Annotated in this window: 18 protein-coding genes; 2 read left to right on the top strand and 16 right to left on the bottom strand. The window is 59.9% G+C overall.

The genetic code is table 11. The annotated features are described in order from the left end of the window. Window positions 1–49: 49 nt before the first annotated feature. The 12 genes from SM130_RS08340 to ccmA form a co-directional block, all read right to left on the bottom strand. Window positions 50–1,519, bottom strand: coding sequence for a sigma-54 dependent transcriptional regulator (locus tag SM130_RS08340; protein WP_102823634.1), 1,470 nt, complete (start codon window positions 1,517–1,519; stop codon window positions 50–52). Between the two features lie 386 nt (window positions 1,520–1,905). Further along, entirely contained in the window at window positions 1,906–2,202 is a 297-nt protein-coding gene (gene fliT, locus SM130_RS08335; RefSeq protein ID WP_102823633.1) for a flagellar protein FliT, read from the bottom strand. Window positions 2,203–2,358: 156 nt separating this feature from the next. Beyond that, complete coding sequence (locus tag SM130_RS08330) at window positions 2,359–2,799, bottom strand: hypothetical protein (protein WP_102823632.1); 441 nt, start codon at window positions 2,797–2,799, stop codon at window positions 2,359–2,361. Window positions 2,800–2,817: 18 nt separating this feature from the next. Continuing rightward, the gene (gene ccmI, locus SM130_RS08325; RefSeq protein WP_102823631.1) at window positions 2,818–4,029 is read right to left on the bottom strand and encodes a c-type cytochrome biogenesis protein CcmI; all 1,212 of its coding nucleotides are present in this window, start codon (window positions 4,027–4,029) and stop codon (window positions 2,818–2,820) included. Further along, window positions 4,026–4,499, bottom strand: coding sequence for a cytochrome c-type biogenesis protein (locus tag SM130_RS08320; RefSeq protein WP_102823630.1), 474 nt, complete (start codon window positions 4,497–4,499; stop codon window positions 4,026–4,028). The genes ccmI and SM130_RS08320 overlap by 4 nt, the downstream gene beginning before the upstream one ends. Next, on the bottom strand, window positions 4,496–5,026 hold the full coding sequence (locus tag SM130_RS08315) for a DsbE family thiol:disulfide interchange protein (RefSeq protein WP_102823629.1): 531 nt from the start codon (window positions 5,024–5,026) through the stop codon (window positions 4,496–4,498). Before SM130_RS08315 ends, SM130_RS08320 begins: the two co-directional genes overlap by 4 nt. Before the next feature lies 1 nt (window position 5,027). After that, window positions 5,028–7,001 carry a heme lyase CcmF/NrfE family subunit gene (locus tag SM130_RS08310; protein WP_102823628.1) on the bottom strand — a complete coding sequence of 658 codons (1,974 nt, stop codon included), beginning with the start codon at window positions 6,999–7,001 and terminating at the stop codon, window positions 5,028–5,030. Then, a complete protein-coding gene (ccmE, locus tag SM130_RS08305; RefSeq protein ID WP_102823627.1) occupies window positions 6,998–7,465 on the bottom strand; it encodes a cytochrome c maturation protein CcmE in 468 nt (155 codons plus the stop codon). Before ccmE ends, SM130_RS08310 begins: the two co-directional genes overlap by 4 nt. Then, a complete protein-coding gene (gene ccmD, locus SM130_RS08300) occupies window positions 7,462–7,638 on the bottom strand; it encodes a heme exporter protein CcmD (RefSeq protein WP_015276605.1) in 177 nt (58 codons plus the stop codon). The genes ccmE and ccmD overlap by 4 nt, the downstream gene beginning before the upstream one ends. After that, window positions 7,635–8,390, bottom strand: a complete 756-nt coding sequence (locus SM130_RS08295; protein WP_102823626.1) for a heme ABC transporter permease — start codon at window positions 8,388–8,390, stop codon at window positions 7,635–7,637. The genes ccmD and SM130_RS08295 overlap by 4 nt, the downstream gene beginning before the upstream one ends. A 94-nt stretch (window positions 8,391–8,484) precedes the next feature. Beyond that, entirely contained in the window at window positions 8,485–9,156 is a 672-nt protein-coding gene (gene ccmB / locus SM130_RS08290) for a heme exporter protein CcmB (RefSeq protein WP_102823625.1), read from the bottom strand. Beyond that, window positions 9,153–9,788 (bottom strand): cytochrome c biogenesis heme-transporting ATPase CcmA, encoded by a 636-nt coding sequence (gene ccmA / locus SM130_RS08285; protein ID WP_102823624.1) that lies wholly within the window; start codon window positions 9,786–9,788, stop codon window positions 9,153–9,155. Before ccmA ends, ccmB begins: the two co-directional genes overlap by 4 nt. 135 nt (window positions 9,789–9,923) lie before the next feature. Here ccmA and SM130_RS08280 point away from each other — a divergent pair, with 135 nt between their 5' ends. Together SM130_RS08280 and SM130_RS08275 are read left to right on the top strand one after the other, a co-directional pair. Next, entirely contained in the window at window positions 9,924–11,453 is a 1,530-nt protein-coding gene (locus tag SM130_RS08280) for a flagellar hook-length control protein FliK (protein WP_102823623.1), read from the top strand. Continuing rightward, entirely contained in the window at window positions 11,450–11,782 is a 333-nt protein-coding gene (locus SM130_RS08275) for an EscU/YscU/HrcU family type III secretion system export apparatus switch protein (protein WP_102823622.1), read from the top strand. Before SM130_RS08280 ends, SM130_RS08275 begins: the two co-directional genes overlap by 4 nt. Here SM130_RS08275 and SM130_RS08270 read toward each other — a convergent pair. The 4 genes from SM130_RS08270 to SM130_RS08255 all read right to left on the bottom strand — a co-directional run bounded on the left by SM130_RS08270 (window position 11,763) and on the right by SM130_RS08255 (window position 14,126). Next, a complete protein-coding gene (locus SM130_RS08270) occupies window positions 11,763–12,206 on the bottom strand; it encodes a rhodanese-like domain-containing protein (RefSeq protein WP_102823621.1) in 444 nt (147 codons plus the stop codon). The genes SM130_RS08275 and SM130_RS08270 overlap by 20 nt on opposite strands. Window positions 12,207–12,340: 134 nt before the next feature. Next, entirely contained in the window at window positions 12,341–12,754 is a 414-nt protein-coding gene (locus SM130_RS08265) for a DUF2802 domain-containing protein (RefSeq protein ID WP_102823620.1), read from the bottom strand. 3 nt (window positions 12,755–12,757) lie between these two features. Beyond that, window positions 12,758–13,237: a chemotaxis protein CheW gene (locus tag SM130_RS08260; RefSeq protein ID WP_102823619.1), complete on the bottom strand. Its 480-nt coding sequence runs from the start codon at window positions 13,235–13,237 to the stop codon at window positions 12,758–12,760. 85 nt (window positions 13,238–13,322) lie between these two features. Continuing rightward, entirely contained in the window at window positions 13,323–14,126 is an 804-nt protein-coding gene (locus SM130_RS08255) for a CheW domain-containing protein (protein ID WP_102823618.1), read from the bottom strand. Window positions 14,127–14,136: the final 10 nt, after the last annotated feature.

Here is a 14,136-nt window from a genome sequence, read left to right as displayed (position 1 = left end):
ATGAAAAGGCCACCTATCGGTGGCCTTCAAGTAACGCGGCGTTATGAACCTATTCGCCCATCTCATCTTCGCGCCGGTTCATCCCGTACTTGCGCATCTTTTCCACCAGCGTCGTGCGGCGAATCCGCAGACGCTCGGCGGCTCGAGCGACCACACCGCCAGCATCTTCCAGCGCCTGGTTAATCAGGCCCTGCTCGAGATTGCCCAGATACTCCTTGAGATCAAGGCCTTCCACCGGAAGCATCGCCTGCGCCTCGGGCACGACCATCGGTGCGCTGATGGCAGCACGCTCCTCCATCTCGTCATGCAAGCTGGTCGCATACTGCTCGTCATCGTCATCGACATGACGAAACTTCTTCGGCAGCTCCATAACGCCAATGACGCCGTACGGATGCATGATTGCCATGCGCTCGACCAAGTTGGCCAGCTCACGAACGTTGCCCGGCCAGTCGTGCCGACAAAGCGACATGATCGAGGCAGAATTGAAGCGGATGGAACCGCGCTTCTCGTGCTCCATCCGAGAGATCAATTCGTTCATCAGCAGCGGGATATCTTCGACGCGCTCACGCAGCGGAGCCATTTCGATAGGGAACACATTCAGGCGATAGTAGAGGTCCTCGCGAAAGGTGCCCTCCTCGATCATTTTCTCCAGATCCTTGTGGGTCGCCGCGATGATGCGGACGTCCGCATTCTGCGTACGGTTGCTGCCGACGCGCTCGAAAGTGCGCTCCTGCAGGACCCGCAGCAGCTTGACCTGCATAGGGAGCGGCATATCGCCAATCTCATCGAGAAACAGCGTGCCGCCATCGGCCAGCTCGAAGCGCCCCGCACGCGCGGTGATTGCCCCGGTAAATGCGCCTTTCTCGTGACCGAACAGCTCACTTTCCAGTAGCTCTGCCGGAATCGCCCCACAATTGACAGGAACGAACGGCCCCTGCCGGCGCTTGGAGTGATAATGCAAATTGCGCGCAACCACTTCCTTTCCGGTTCCTGACTCGCCAAGAATCAGAACGCTGGCCTCCGTATCAGCCACTTGCTCCATCATTTGCCGGACATGCTGTACCGCCCGACTGGTGCCGACCAGGCTACGGAAAAGATTGGGCTCGCGCTGCCGACCTCGGGACTTGGCCTGATCGTACATTTCACGATAGACCTGCGCGCGGTGCAGGGAGTCGAGCAGCTTGTTGTAGCTGGGCGGCATTTCCAGGCTGGTGAGCACTCGACGGCGGACGTCGTCCGGCCAGTCGGCATGGGCGGGCTCGCCGATGAGTATCAGCGGAACGTTTTCATCCCATTTGCTCATCTGCTTGATCAGCTCGACGGCACCACCCTTGGAGGACACATCGCCCAGCATGACGCCATTGACGGCGCGACTGGACTCCAGCCCGGCGACTGCGTTCTGCCACTCGCTACTGGAGCAAGCCAAATGATCTTCACTGAGAAAATTCAGAACGACTGCCAAATCTCGCCGGCGATCGTGATCATCGTCTATCAACAAAATCTTGGTTTCACGCCACATCTTGTTTATAGGGCTCTAAAGAGGCTGAAGGAAAGCCTGCGCTCGCATCCATGGAAGAACGACGATCACGCTCATGGCAGATGGACGTAGATTAATGAAAAAATGAACTGAGTCAAATTTATGGCGTGAATTAGCGACCAAAGAACGAACTGAAAATCAACGCCTTGTGAGAGGGCCCAACATTAAATTGGCGACTTCGGCACACGATGGCTGCGAAGTTAGCGATTTAACAACGGATACGCGCCAAATAGCCGCTCGCCGGAAAAGTGCCAGCGACATAATGCCGCATACTTTGTAATGATAATTGTGAGGCGTCGTAGCGCGCCCATTCAGTCGGGCGTAAGGAAGGGATAAAGCAGAGTGACTATAAGAGGTGCTGCGAGGTTTCAGGCGAACAGCTGGTAAACCCTGGCGCCCTGTTGGGATTGGTTGAGCTGACGCAGCTCGCTTGCGACTCGTGCCTGTTCGATCTGACAGGTCATTACGAGCTCCCCGTAGAGATCAAGCAATTCCTGTAGACGCTGACTGATAACGCCACTGTCCCGCTCACGCGCTTGCATCGCCTCGTCCACCGCATTGCGGCACTCGCGATCAAGCATGCTGATCGCTGCCCAGTCCTGCTGCGTCAACGCATCACGCAGTGCGGTACCGGTTTCTTCGAGGCGCTTGACGGAAGCATTCATGATCGACTCCGGGGCGTAAGCCCGATGCGGTGGCGTGGGCCGAGCCAGCTGAGAATATTGCAAAGCAACGGTGCTCAATCCTTTATCGGCAATCAACCGGCAGCCTTTAGGCTGGCGCGCTAAAACTTATCCTGCCGGCTGCAGTTAACCCACTGATCAATAGCGGTCACGCAGCCCGGGAGGAACGCTGGGCGGCGCAACTGGCTCCCAGGGCCCGTCCGGGCGGCCAGCACAAAACCAATCGCCTTCCCAGCGATAGTACAGCCGCTCCCGATAGAACAGATCGCGACCTTCCACCACATACACCCCCAAGCGGTTGTCCCAATGCGCCGCGACATGCGGAGGCGGTGCATAACGCGGATGGCTTCGCTGAGTGGCTGGGGCTCTCGGTGCCGGCGGCGCCTTGATTGCTGGAGGTGCGATAACTGGACCGCTGGGCTCAGGTATACGTGGGACCGGAGCAGGCGCTGGCTGTTGCGGTGCGGAATCGTAGGGACTACCTGCGCAGGCGCCGAGCAACAGCGTCACTCCGAGCAGCGCAACCCGCTGGCCGAGCCATACAAGCGTAAGCGGGCGTGCTGACGGAAACCTGTTCATTTTTACCTCGTGAGTGAATCAGGGGGCCTCGGCGCGGTCGATCACCAGGCGCACAGAGCTGTGTTCGCCGGCCGTATCGAGCGCTTCGCTTTGACCCATCCACTCCCCTTTTGTTGCGTCGCCGGAACTCGAAACCCGGGCCATCACAGTGACCTGCTCGACACTGGATATCTTCAACGAAGGAACCATTGCGTCAGCGTCGCCCAGCGTGATGGTCGCAGGCAGATCGGCGACCGTCAGGCGCTTGGCTGCCAGGGGAACTGGTGGCCCTGAAACCGCCCGGGCGAAAACGAATACCGTGTCCTGCTGTGAAACCGACTCCGCAACTTTTGGGTCCAGCGCTACCTGGATCTGCAGTGTGGTACCTACGGTATCGTTGCCCGCTTGGCCCTGCTCGGTTGCGGTCTCGCCATTGATTTGCTGCCGGGCGCGCTCGATACCGCCACGGATAGCTTCACGTGAAGGGTCTTCTTCAGGTAGCGCCGCAACCAGCTGTTCCCAGTAACGTACCGCATCCTGATACCGCGACTCCTCATACGCGGCGATACCGAGCAGGCCGAGGCTGGTCAACTCCTGCGGATCGCTCTGTAGCGCCTCGTCAGTCAGCGCTTGCAACTGCTCGGACCATTGACGGTCGCGCGCGAAGTACAAGGCCTGGGCCCATTGACCGAGGAGTTCTGGCTGGCGGCCGGCGATTTCCACGACACGAGCGAATGCCTTGGCTGCATCGCCTGGCCGCTCCTGATTCATGTAAGTGCGGCCCAGGAAATACCAGGCTTCCGCCGATTCCGGCTGCTCCTGTACGGCCTGCTCCAAGTGTGCCGTCATTTCTTCGACGGTGCGTGGCTGCTCGGAAAACTGGCGAGCCATCTGTACTTTGTCGATGGCGCCCCAATACGCGTAGAGACCATAGCCCACCAATGGCACGAGTACCGCCGCGATCAGCGGCACGCTGCGGCCCAGCTTGGCAATTCTTGGCTTGTCGCTGCCCTCGGTGTCCTCCAGAAGCTCGCGAGCTGCGTCCGCACGCCCAGCGTCCAGCTGCTCGTCACTCAAGGTTCCGGCAGCGTGCTGAGCTACGAGCTCGGCCAGGCGCTCTTCGTACAGGGCAACGTTTAGCGCGGTACGGTCTTCTTCGGCTTGGGCACGACGACCATGGAGAATAGGTACAAGCAGGAAAGCCAATGCCACCAACAGCAAAGCGCCGGCGGCGATCCAGAATTCGATCATGAGTCTTTTTTATCCAGAAGCTGGGCGAGACGCTCGCGCTCGGTCTCGGAAAGGGTGTTCGCTGCAGGAGCCTTCTCGACTCGACGGCGGCGCACCAGGATGACGGTTAGCACACCGAAGCCCAGCACCAGCAATCCAGCCGGTCCATACCAGAGCAGCAGCGTTTTCGCATTTACCGGCGGTTTGTACCGCACGAAGTCACCATAACGGTCCACCAGATAGTCGACGATCTGATCATTGCTACGGCCCTCTTCCAGCATGCGGAAAATTTCCTGACGCAGATCCATAGCAATGGGTGCGTTGGAGTCGGCAATGTTCTGATTCTGGCACTTGGGGCAGCGCAGCTCTTCGGTCAGGGTGCGATAGCGCTCCCGCTCTGCCTCGTCCCTGAACTCGTACGTATCAATCGCGGCCTGGGCGGTCGTGGCGAGGAATAGACCAAGCAACGCGCCGTGGATCAGTCGTTTCATTCGTCCACCAGCTCCTGATAAAGCACTGCCAGTTGTTCACGCCACACGCGATCATCAATTACCCCCACAAACTTGTGGCGAATGATGCCCTTTTTGTCGACCAAGAACGTTTCAGGAGCGCCATAGACGCCCAGGTCCAGACCGAGGCTGCCGCGCTCGTCGCGAATGTTCAATTGGTAAGGGTCATGGAATTCCTTCAGCCACTTCAACGCCGCAGCGTTGTCATCCTTGTAGTTGACTCCATGAATCACCACGCCCTGGGCCGCTAGCCGGTTCAGCACCGGATGCTCGACCTTACAGGCAACACACCAGGTCGCCCATACGTTGACCAAGGCTGGCTTGCCTTTGATATCTGCGGCGGTGATGACACGCTGCTCGTCCTCCACTGATGGGAGCGAGAACGCCGGCAGCGGCTTGCCGATCAATGCCGAAGGCAGCTCGGACGGATCAAGGAACAGACCGCGATAGAGGAACACTGCTACCACCAGGAAAACCACCAGTGGCAGCAACATCAGCAATCGTTTCACATCAGGCTCCTTGCGCCGCCATGCCCAGCGCTTCGCGCACGCGGGTCTTCACCTTGACTCGATAACGACGATCACTCGCCGCGAGAACCCCGCCAAGCCCCATCATCAGCGCACCAAGCCAGATCCAGCGCACGAAGGGCTTGATATGCACACGTACAGCCCAGGCGCCATCGCCCAGCGGCTCACCCAGCGCAACATATAGGTCGCGGGTAAATCCGGCGTCGATTCCAGCCTCGGTCATCGGCATCTGCTGCACGGTGTACAGACGCTTCTCCGGATGTAGCGTAGCGACCTGCTTGCCGCCATCGAGCACCCGAATGGTCGCCTTGTCCGACGTGAAGTTCGGCCCTTCATGATGTACCGCGCCTTCGAAAACGAACTCGTAGCCACCAAGCGAGAGAGACTCGCCAGGCGCCAAGCGCAGGTCGCGCTCGGCGCTCTGGTGGCTGGTGAGCACCACGCCAATGGCGCAGACGGCCAAGCCAAGGTGCGCCAGATGCATGCCCCAATAGCTCGTCGCCAGACTTCGAATACCTTTGAACAGCCCCTTGTGACGTGTTTTGTCCAGCAGATCACGAATGCTCGCAATCACCACCCAGGCGGCCAGCAAAGATACTGCAAGCACAGCCCAGTTGAAGTCGCCAAACAGCAACGAACCGAGCCCACCGAGCACCACGCTGGTAATCAGTACTGGCGTGAGCATGCCAAGCAGCCACTTCAGCGGCGTATCTTTCCAGCGCACCATGATGCCGACGCCCAGCGTCACCATCAGCGCGCCGATCAGCGGCACGAACATGGCGTTGAAGTACGGCGGCCCCACGGAAAGTTTGGCGCCGGACAACGCGTCCAGCAGCAGCGGATAGAGCGTGCCGAGCAGAATCATCGCCGTGGCTACGACCAGCAGCAGGTTATTGACCAGCAGCAGCGTCTCGCGGGACCAAAGACCGAAACCAACCTGACTCTTGACCACTGGTGCGCGTAAAGCAAACAGCGTCAGCGAACCGCCAACTACCATCAGCAGGAAGATCAGGATGAACACGCCACGCTCGGGATCGGTAGCGAAAGCATGCACAGACGTCAGCACACCGGAACGAACAAGGAAGGTTCCGAGCAGGCTCAGCGAAAAGGCTGCGATGGCCAGCAGCACGGTCCAGCTCTTGAATACGCCACGCTTCTCGGTCACCGCGAGCGAATGGATCAGGGCGGTCCCGACCAGCCACGGCATGAACGAGGCGTTTTCCACCGGATCCCAGAACCACCAGCCGCCCCAGCCAAGCTCGTAGTACGCCCACCAGGAGCCCAGGGCGATACCAGTACCGAGAAAGGCCCAAGCCACCAGCGTCCACGGACGGGACCAGCGAGCCCAGGCGGCGTCCAGGCGGCCGCCTAGCAACGCAGCGATTGCAAAAGCGAATGCCACGGAGAAGCCGACATATCCCATGTAGAGCATGGGTGGATGGACGATGAGACCGAAATCCTGCAACAGCGGATTGAGGTCACGACCATCCAGTGGCACCTGCGGAAGCAAACGCTCGAAGGGGTTGGACGTGACGATCAGGAACAACAGGAAACCGATACTGATCAAGCCCATTACGCCAAGCACCCGCGCCAACATGTCTTCTGGAAGCTGGCGAGAGAAAACTGCTACGGCAAAGGTCCACCCTGCAAGAATCAAAGCCCACAGCAGCAACGAGCCCTCGTGCGCGCCCCAAACGGCGCTGAACTTGTAGTACCAAGGCAACGCGCTGTTGGAGTTGTGCGCGACATAGGCGACAGAGAAATCGTCGACCATGAAGGCATAGGTCAAACAGGCGAAGGAAAATGCGAGAAAGGCAAACTGCCCCCATGCGGCAGGTTGCGCCAGCCCCATCCACTGCCTGTCACCGCGCCAGGCGCCGATCAGGGGTAGCGTGGCCTGAACGACTGCCAGGCACAGGGCAAGAATCATCGCCAGATGGCCGAGCTCCGGAATCATTTCGCGTACCCCTGCTTGCCACCTTCGTAATGTTTCATCATGCCGCTCTTCTCCAACGCCTGCGTGACCTCGGGCGGCATGTAGTTCTCATCGTGCTTTGCCAGCACCTCGTCAGCGACCAGCACGCCGTCGGCGTTGACCCGGCCCAGCGCGACGATGCCCTGCCCTTCACGGAACAGGTCCGGGAGAATGCCCTGGTAGGTGATGGTGATCGCCTGGGCGCCGTCGGTGACACGGAAGGCGACGCTGAGTGAGTCATTGGTACGTTTGAGCGACCCCTCCTCGACCAATCCCCCCGCACGGATTCGAGTGCCTTCAGGCGCTTCCCCGGCTGCGATCTGGGTCGGCGTATAGAACAGGTTGATGTTCTGCTGCAGAGCGGACAACGCCAGCGCCACGGCGATACCGACACCAGCGAGAATCGCCAGGACGATGAAAAGACGCTTCTTGCGCACCGGATTCACTTGGACTCCTCCCGGCGCAAACGACGCGCCTCATCTTGCAGGTAACGTCGACGGGCCAGAACAGGCAATACGACGTTGAGAATCAGGACAGCCAGGCTGATGCCGTAAGAGGTCCAGACGTACACGCCATGATTGCCCATGGCGATGAAATCGGCGAAGGACGAAAAGTTCACGAGTTGTTTCCTACCAGAGCCTTGACCTCATTCTTCACCCAGCTGGCGCGCGACTCGCGGCGCAGCACTTCCAGGCGCATGCGCATCAGCAGCACCACGGTGAAAAAGCAGTAGAAGCCAATCACCATTACCAGCAGCGGCAGCCACATCTCCATTGGCATGGCCGGTTTCTCGGTGACCTTGAATGTGGCGGGCTGATGCAGCGTGTTCCACCACTCCACCGAGTACTTGATGATCGGGATGTTCACTACGCCGACGATCGCCAGAACCGCACAAGCTTTGGCCGCGCTGTCACGGTTGCTGATGGCCTGACCGAGCGCGATGAGGCCGAAATACAGGAACAGCAGGATGAGCATCGAGGTCAGCCGGGCATCCCAGACCCACCAGGCACCCCAGGTTGGCTTACCCCAGACGGCGCCGGTGAGCAGCGCTATGAAGGTCATCCAGGCGCCGATCGGGGCAGCCTGTTGCAAGGCGACGTCGGCGAGCTTCATTTTCCAGACCAGCCCGACCACACCCGCCACCGCGAGCATGACGTAGATGGACTGGGCAAGGAACGCAGCCGGAACATGAATGTAGATGATCCGGAAACTGTTGCCCTGCTGGTAATCCTCGGGCGCGAACGCCAGGCCCCAGACCACGCCGACACTGACCAGCAACACAGCTGCCCAGGCCAGCCAGGGCAGCCAGCGACCACTGATCTCGTAGAACCATTTGGGTGAGCCCAGCTTGTGAAACCATGTCCAGTTCATCGGATGACTCATCGTCCAGCGAGATCCTGACGGATCGGATCTCGAGATTCGTTACATCGACCAGGCGCAAGCACCGGCCATACGGTGTGTGTCGCTATTCGCCAACGCTGATCTTCAGCCCGGCAGCTATCGCAAAGGGTGTAAGAGTAACGGTCAGCGCGGTCAGGCTGGCTAGCCAGAGCAGATGGCCGACCGCCGGTAAGCCTTGCAACGCCGCTTGTAGCGCGCCGCTGCCGAGAATAAGTACCGGGATGTAAAGAGGCAGAATAAGCAACGCCAGCAGCAGGCCGCCGCGCTTGAGCCCTACCGTCAGCGCCGCCCCAACCGCACCAAGCAAGCTCAGTATCGGCGTACCGAGCAACAGCGAGATCAGTAGCACCGGAATGGTCCCAAGCGGCAGCCCCAACATCAAGCCCAAAAGCGGTGCCAGCAAGACCAGCGCCAACCCGGAAAATGCCCAGTGTGCCAGCACTTTGGCGAGAACCAAGAGCGCAAGGGGGTGCGGCGAAACGACCCACTGTTCTAGGGAGCCGTCCTCGAAATCGCTGCGAAACAGGCCGTCCAGGGAAAGCAGTACCGCCAGCAAAGCAGCAACCCACACCAGACCGGGCGAAATGGTTTGCAGAAGTTGCGTCTCCGGCCCAACTGCCAACGGGAATAACGCGATGACGATAGCGAAGAACACCAGCGGATTGGCCAGCTCGGCCGGGCGGCGGAACAGCAGGCGCGTCTCGCGCGCCAGTAACAATGAGAATACGCTGCTCATGCTGCCTGCTGCCCTAGATCCAACTCGCGATAGCCGGCAGGCTTTTCCGTCAGGCTGTGGTGAGTGGTCAGCACCACCAGGCCGCCCTGCTCGCAATGCGTTGCCAGGTGCTTTTCCAGCTGAGCCACGCCGTGCTTGTCTAGGGCCGTAAAGGGCTCGTCGAGGATCCACAGCGGCGGAGGTGAAAGATAAAGACGCGCCAAGCCTACGCGACGCTGTTGTCCGGCAGAGAGCGTATGGCAGGGCACGTCTTCGAAGCCGCGCAGTCCTACTTCGGCAAGCGCGTGCCATATGGCGTCGCGATTGGTCGGCTGGTGCAAGGCGCAGAGCCAGGTGAGGTTTTCTTCTGCTGTCAGTAGGCCCTTGATTCCGGCTGCATGACCGATCCACAACAAATTGCGCGCCAGCTCGCCGCGCTGGGCATTGAGTGACTGCCCCCTGAGCAACACTTCGCCAGCAGTTGGCTGCATCAACCCGCAAAGCAAGCGTAGAAGACTGGTTTTGCCACTGCCGTTAGGCCCCGAAATCTGCAACATTTCTCCGCTCTCGAGACGCAGATCGAGCTTGTCGAAAAGCAGCCGCCAATCCCGCTCACAAGCGAGCGCTACAGCTTCGAGGAAGGGAGTTGACACGCTAGCGACACCTCAAGATGAAAAGGGCGTGGCCGCTATACTCTGGGAGCAGGGCCAGGCGGGCGGAATTATACATGGCAACCCTTGGAACCGAGGGCCGCAAACGCGAAAGGTTGTAAGAGCATTTGAGGAAAGATGACCGAGATCAAGAGTACCACTGCTCTGCCACCGACCAGTTCGCCACGCCAGGCAATAGCGGCTAGCGACCTTGCGTTGAAGCTGCTGCAACCGATGCAGGGCCTGCTGGCAGCAGGCGAAAACGCGGAAGCCGAAGTCGTTAGCATCAGGGAGGCAGCGCAGGCATTTCGACTGGTGTTGCGCCTGACTATGGGCAGTGGGCGCCAGGCGACCGTGGAGGTCAGCAGCAATAAGGCCCCGCCACCTGGCACCGCCTATGTCATCACCGCGCTGTCGGACACCCGTTTGCTCGCCTCGGCGCAACCGGCCGGACGTCAACCGGCATCAATGATCGACCTTCAACAGCTGCCGGTCGGCAGCGTCATTCAGGGCCGAGTAGTCGCGACTAGCCAACAGCAGTCCGATGACGGGCAAAAAGTCTTCAAGGTGGTTATCAGCCTGCTCAACTCTTCGGTTGCGGGGCAAAAACTGAATATCGAGTCGAGCAATCCGCTTGCGCTTGGCAGCCTCCTGACGGCGCAAGTCAAGGATGGCCAGTCCCTCGCCTTTCTTCCGCTGAGCGGGCGCCTTAACCAACTCCTTCTTGGCGAACAGCTTGGCGCCCAACAGAACCGTCAGGCATCGTTGGAGGGGCTGTTCAAGGCACTCCAGGGCGGGACTGCCGCACTACCTGATGGGTTGCGCGGAGCTGCCGAAAAGCTGCTGGGACTGATACCGGAAATGCAGCAGCTAGGCGACGCCAAAGCAGTCGCCGCAGCGCTAGCCAGGAGCGGCGTGTTCCTCGAGGCGCGCCTGCTCGCCGGGCAGACCGAAGGATTGCAAGGTGATCTGAAGGCTGGCTTGCTGCGGCTGCTGGCGCAGATGCCGAATCTTCCCGGCAGCACGCCCCTCGCCGGTGCCCAAGCGGGAGCGGCACTCGGCCAGGCCCTGCCTGCGTTTGCCCGGCAGGCTCTGGGCTCCCTGGCGCAAAGTAATGCGCGCCAGCTAGCGATCGGCTTCCCGCTACCGACCAGGCTCCCCCCTGGGCTCGAAGAAGAAGCGGACCTGGAGATGCTGCTCAAGCTCGCAGCCGCCGCTGTATCGAGGCTGCAGACTCATCAATTGTCTAGCCTCGCTCAAACCCAGATCGGCCCGGATGGAGCACTACTGACAACCTGGCAATTGGAGTTACCGATGCGCGATCAGCGCGACATCGTGCCGCTGCAGATAAAAATGCAGCGCGAGGACCAGCCGAAAAAGCACGACAAGGACCGTGGAGAGCCACTCTGGAAGATCGAGCTGGCATTCGATGTTGCTCCGCTTGGCCCGCTGCAGATTCAAGCGCAACTGACAAGCGGCACCCTGTCCAGCCAACTATGGGCCGAGCGCGGCGCGACGGCCCAGTTGGTCGCCGCCGAACTGGACCATCTACGTGGGCGTTTGCAGGCAGCAGGACTGAACGTTGGTGAACTGTCCTGTCGGCAGGGCACGCCGCCGCAGGGGCCTAGCACTACGCTCGAACAACGTTTCGTGGACGAAAAAGCATGACCGACAAACAGCCACGCCAGGCAATCGCGCTCAGCTACGACGGCGTAAATGCGCCGAGCCTGAGCGCCAAAGGTGACGATGAACTGGCAGAGGCGATTCTCGCTATCGCTCGCGAGCACGAGGTGCCGATCTACGAGAACGCCGATCTGGTCAGGCTGCTGGCAAGGCTGGAACTGGGCGATGAGATTCCCGAGGCGCTGTATCGGACGATTGCAGAGATCATCGCCTTCGCTTGGTATCTCAAGGGTAAATGCCCACCCGGCTTCCAGGCCTCGAAGCACGAGCCGTCGTCGCCATCGCTACCATTGCTCAGTGGGCCTGAGCATTGAGCGTTACTCCTGCCCGATCTTCGCCAGTGATTTGCGGATAGTCATGTAGCTGCCAGGCAAAGTAGCCCGAGCGAAAATAGAAGACCTGCTTGTAGCCCCAGGCAACTGCCATGCGGACGGCTTCTGCGCTTCGCGGGCAGATCTCGCTGTCGCAGTAGATAACAAGAGGCAATTCACGCGGCCATTCCCGAGCCGCCAGATTCACGAAGTCGCTGGCCAGATCAAAATGCACAGCACCTTCGACGTGCCCCCATAACCATTGTCGATCGGAGCGCACGTCGATGAATACGGCGCCCAAATCATGCAATCGCTTGGCCTGAAAAACATTCACGGTCATCGCGCCGTCGACATTTTCGGGCGCTTCGGCGGCCTGTACGGCAGCAGACGAAACCACGCAAAACAGCAGAACCAGTATGCACCGCATCACTGCCCTCCTCGCCCCGAATCCGAGACCTGTACGCGCCCAGCAAAGCCAAGTCGATAAGGTTTGGAATAACCGGGAAGCAGGAGGTTCCGACCGGCCGGCAGGACGCCAGACCCGTGCGAAGGTCGACGCCGTCAGGGCTTCTGGCGAGCCTTATGCAGCTTGCTCATCAGCTCGGCCTCGGATTGCGAAAGGCCGCAGGTTTGCGTCAAATCGTCGACACTAGCGCCCATTCCGACAAGCTTGGCGGCCTGCGACAGCGCAAAATTGTTCGGGTCACGCTGTTCCAGCTGAATGAGTTTGTCGGGCAAGGGCGCAACCATGCGATTCAGCTCGCGGAGCTCGTCACCCATGCGCAAGCTGCCTTCCAGATAGGCATCCAGACGGCTGCTCAGCTCCTTGATCCGCTTGTCCCTGCTCGCATCACGTTGCTGCTGCTGCTCTACCAGCAGGCGCTGCCGTCTGAGAAGCCACAGACAGAAGCCCAGCAGGCCCAGGCAGCAGAATGCCAGCGCAACCAGCGATGCGACCAGCGACGCAATCAGCATGTATCAGATGCTCTCAAGATCGGCCCATTCTTCTTCGCTCATCATCTTGTCGAGTTCGACCAGAATCAGCAGCTCGCCGTTCTTGTTGCAAACACCCTGGATAAACTTCGCCGATTCGTCATTACCGACGTTTGGCGCGGTTTCGATCTCGGATTGGCGAAGGTAAACCACTTCGGCAACGCTATCGACCATGATGCCGATCACCTGACGATCCGCCTCGATGATCACGATCCGGGTATTGTCTGAAACCGATGCGGTTTCCAGGCCAAAACGCTGACGCGTGTCGATCACCGTCACGACATTGCCGCGCAAGTTGATGATCCCAAGCACGTAGCTTGGCGCGCCTGGCACCGGAGCAATCTCGGTGTAGCGCAATACTTCCTGGACCTGCATTACGTTAATGCCGTACGTCTCGTTATCCAGACGGAAGGTCACCCATTGCAGAACAGGATCTTCGGAACCCTGCGCAGACGTCATCTTCATAGTCCCACCTTCTTCAGTTACCGCTATGGCGGTCGATTCTATCGCTGGGCCGCACCGCAAGGCGCGACCGTCATTTGTAGTGTATTCAGTGCGCTCGCGGCTTCACCGCACCCGGCATCTGCTTGACCGCACCACTGGAGATCAACTCGGCCAGCGCAGTCACGTCGACCAGCGCGCACATATGTTCGATTACCGTACCGGCCAGCCATGGCCGCTGGCTGCGCTGCGTACGCCATTTGACCTCGCTGGGGTCAAGGCGAATCGAGCGACTGACCTGATGCACCGCCAAGCCCCATTCGTAGCCTTGAACCGATATCACGTATTGCAGGCCTTCGCGGAAATCCTCTCGGTACCGATCAGGCATTACCCAGCGTGCGGTGTCCAGCACCTTCAGGTTGCCCGCCTGGCTTGGCAGTATGCCAAGGAACCAGTCTGGCTGGCCGAACAGTGGCGTGAGCTCCTGGTCCGCCAGCGGATAGATCGACCCCAGACATACCAGCGGCACTGCTAGCGTCAGTCCAGCGACATCGAACAACAGGCATTCGAAGGGCTCGTCGCCCCAGCCCGGATGATTGTCAGTCTCGACCCTGGCCGGTTCGCTCGGTGGCTGCGGTGCAATTTCGAGTTCGATCACCGGCTCAGGGCTCAGCATCGGCGGTAGCACCACCAATTCAGCAGGCACGCTCACTGGCGGCACTGGCTGGACTATTTCCAGCCGAGGCGGCTGGCTCTGCCGGGTATCACGCAGCTGCTCCTCCAGCACGGCAGCCTGAAACTCATCCTGACTGACCGAGTCCGCCAGTTCGATGGCAGCATCCTGCAGCAGCCCATCGAGATAGGACTGCAGCGCCAGCTGCGAACGGGTTTCTGTTAGGACGGTGCGACTCATGGGGCGGACT

This window comes from Stutzerimonas stutzeri, assembly GCF_038561965.1.
Taxonomy (GTDB): Bacteria; Pseudomonadota; Gammaproteobacteria; order Pseudomonadales; family Pseudomonadaceae; genus Stutzerimonas; species Stutzerimonas stutzeri_AA.
Note: the sequence above shows the minus strand (reverse complement) of the source record. Positions and strands in the feature narration are given on the sequence as shown.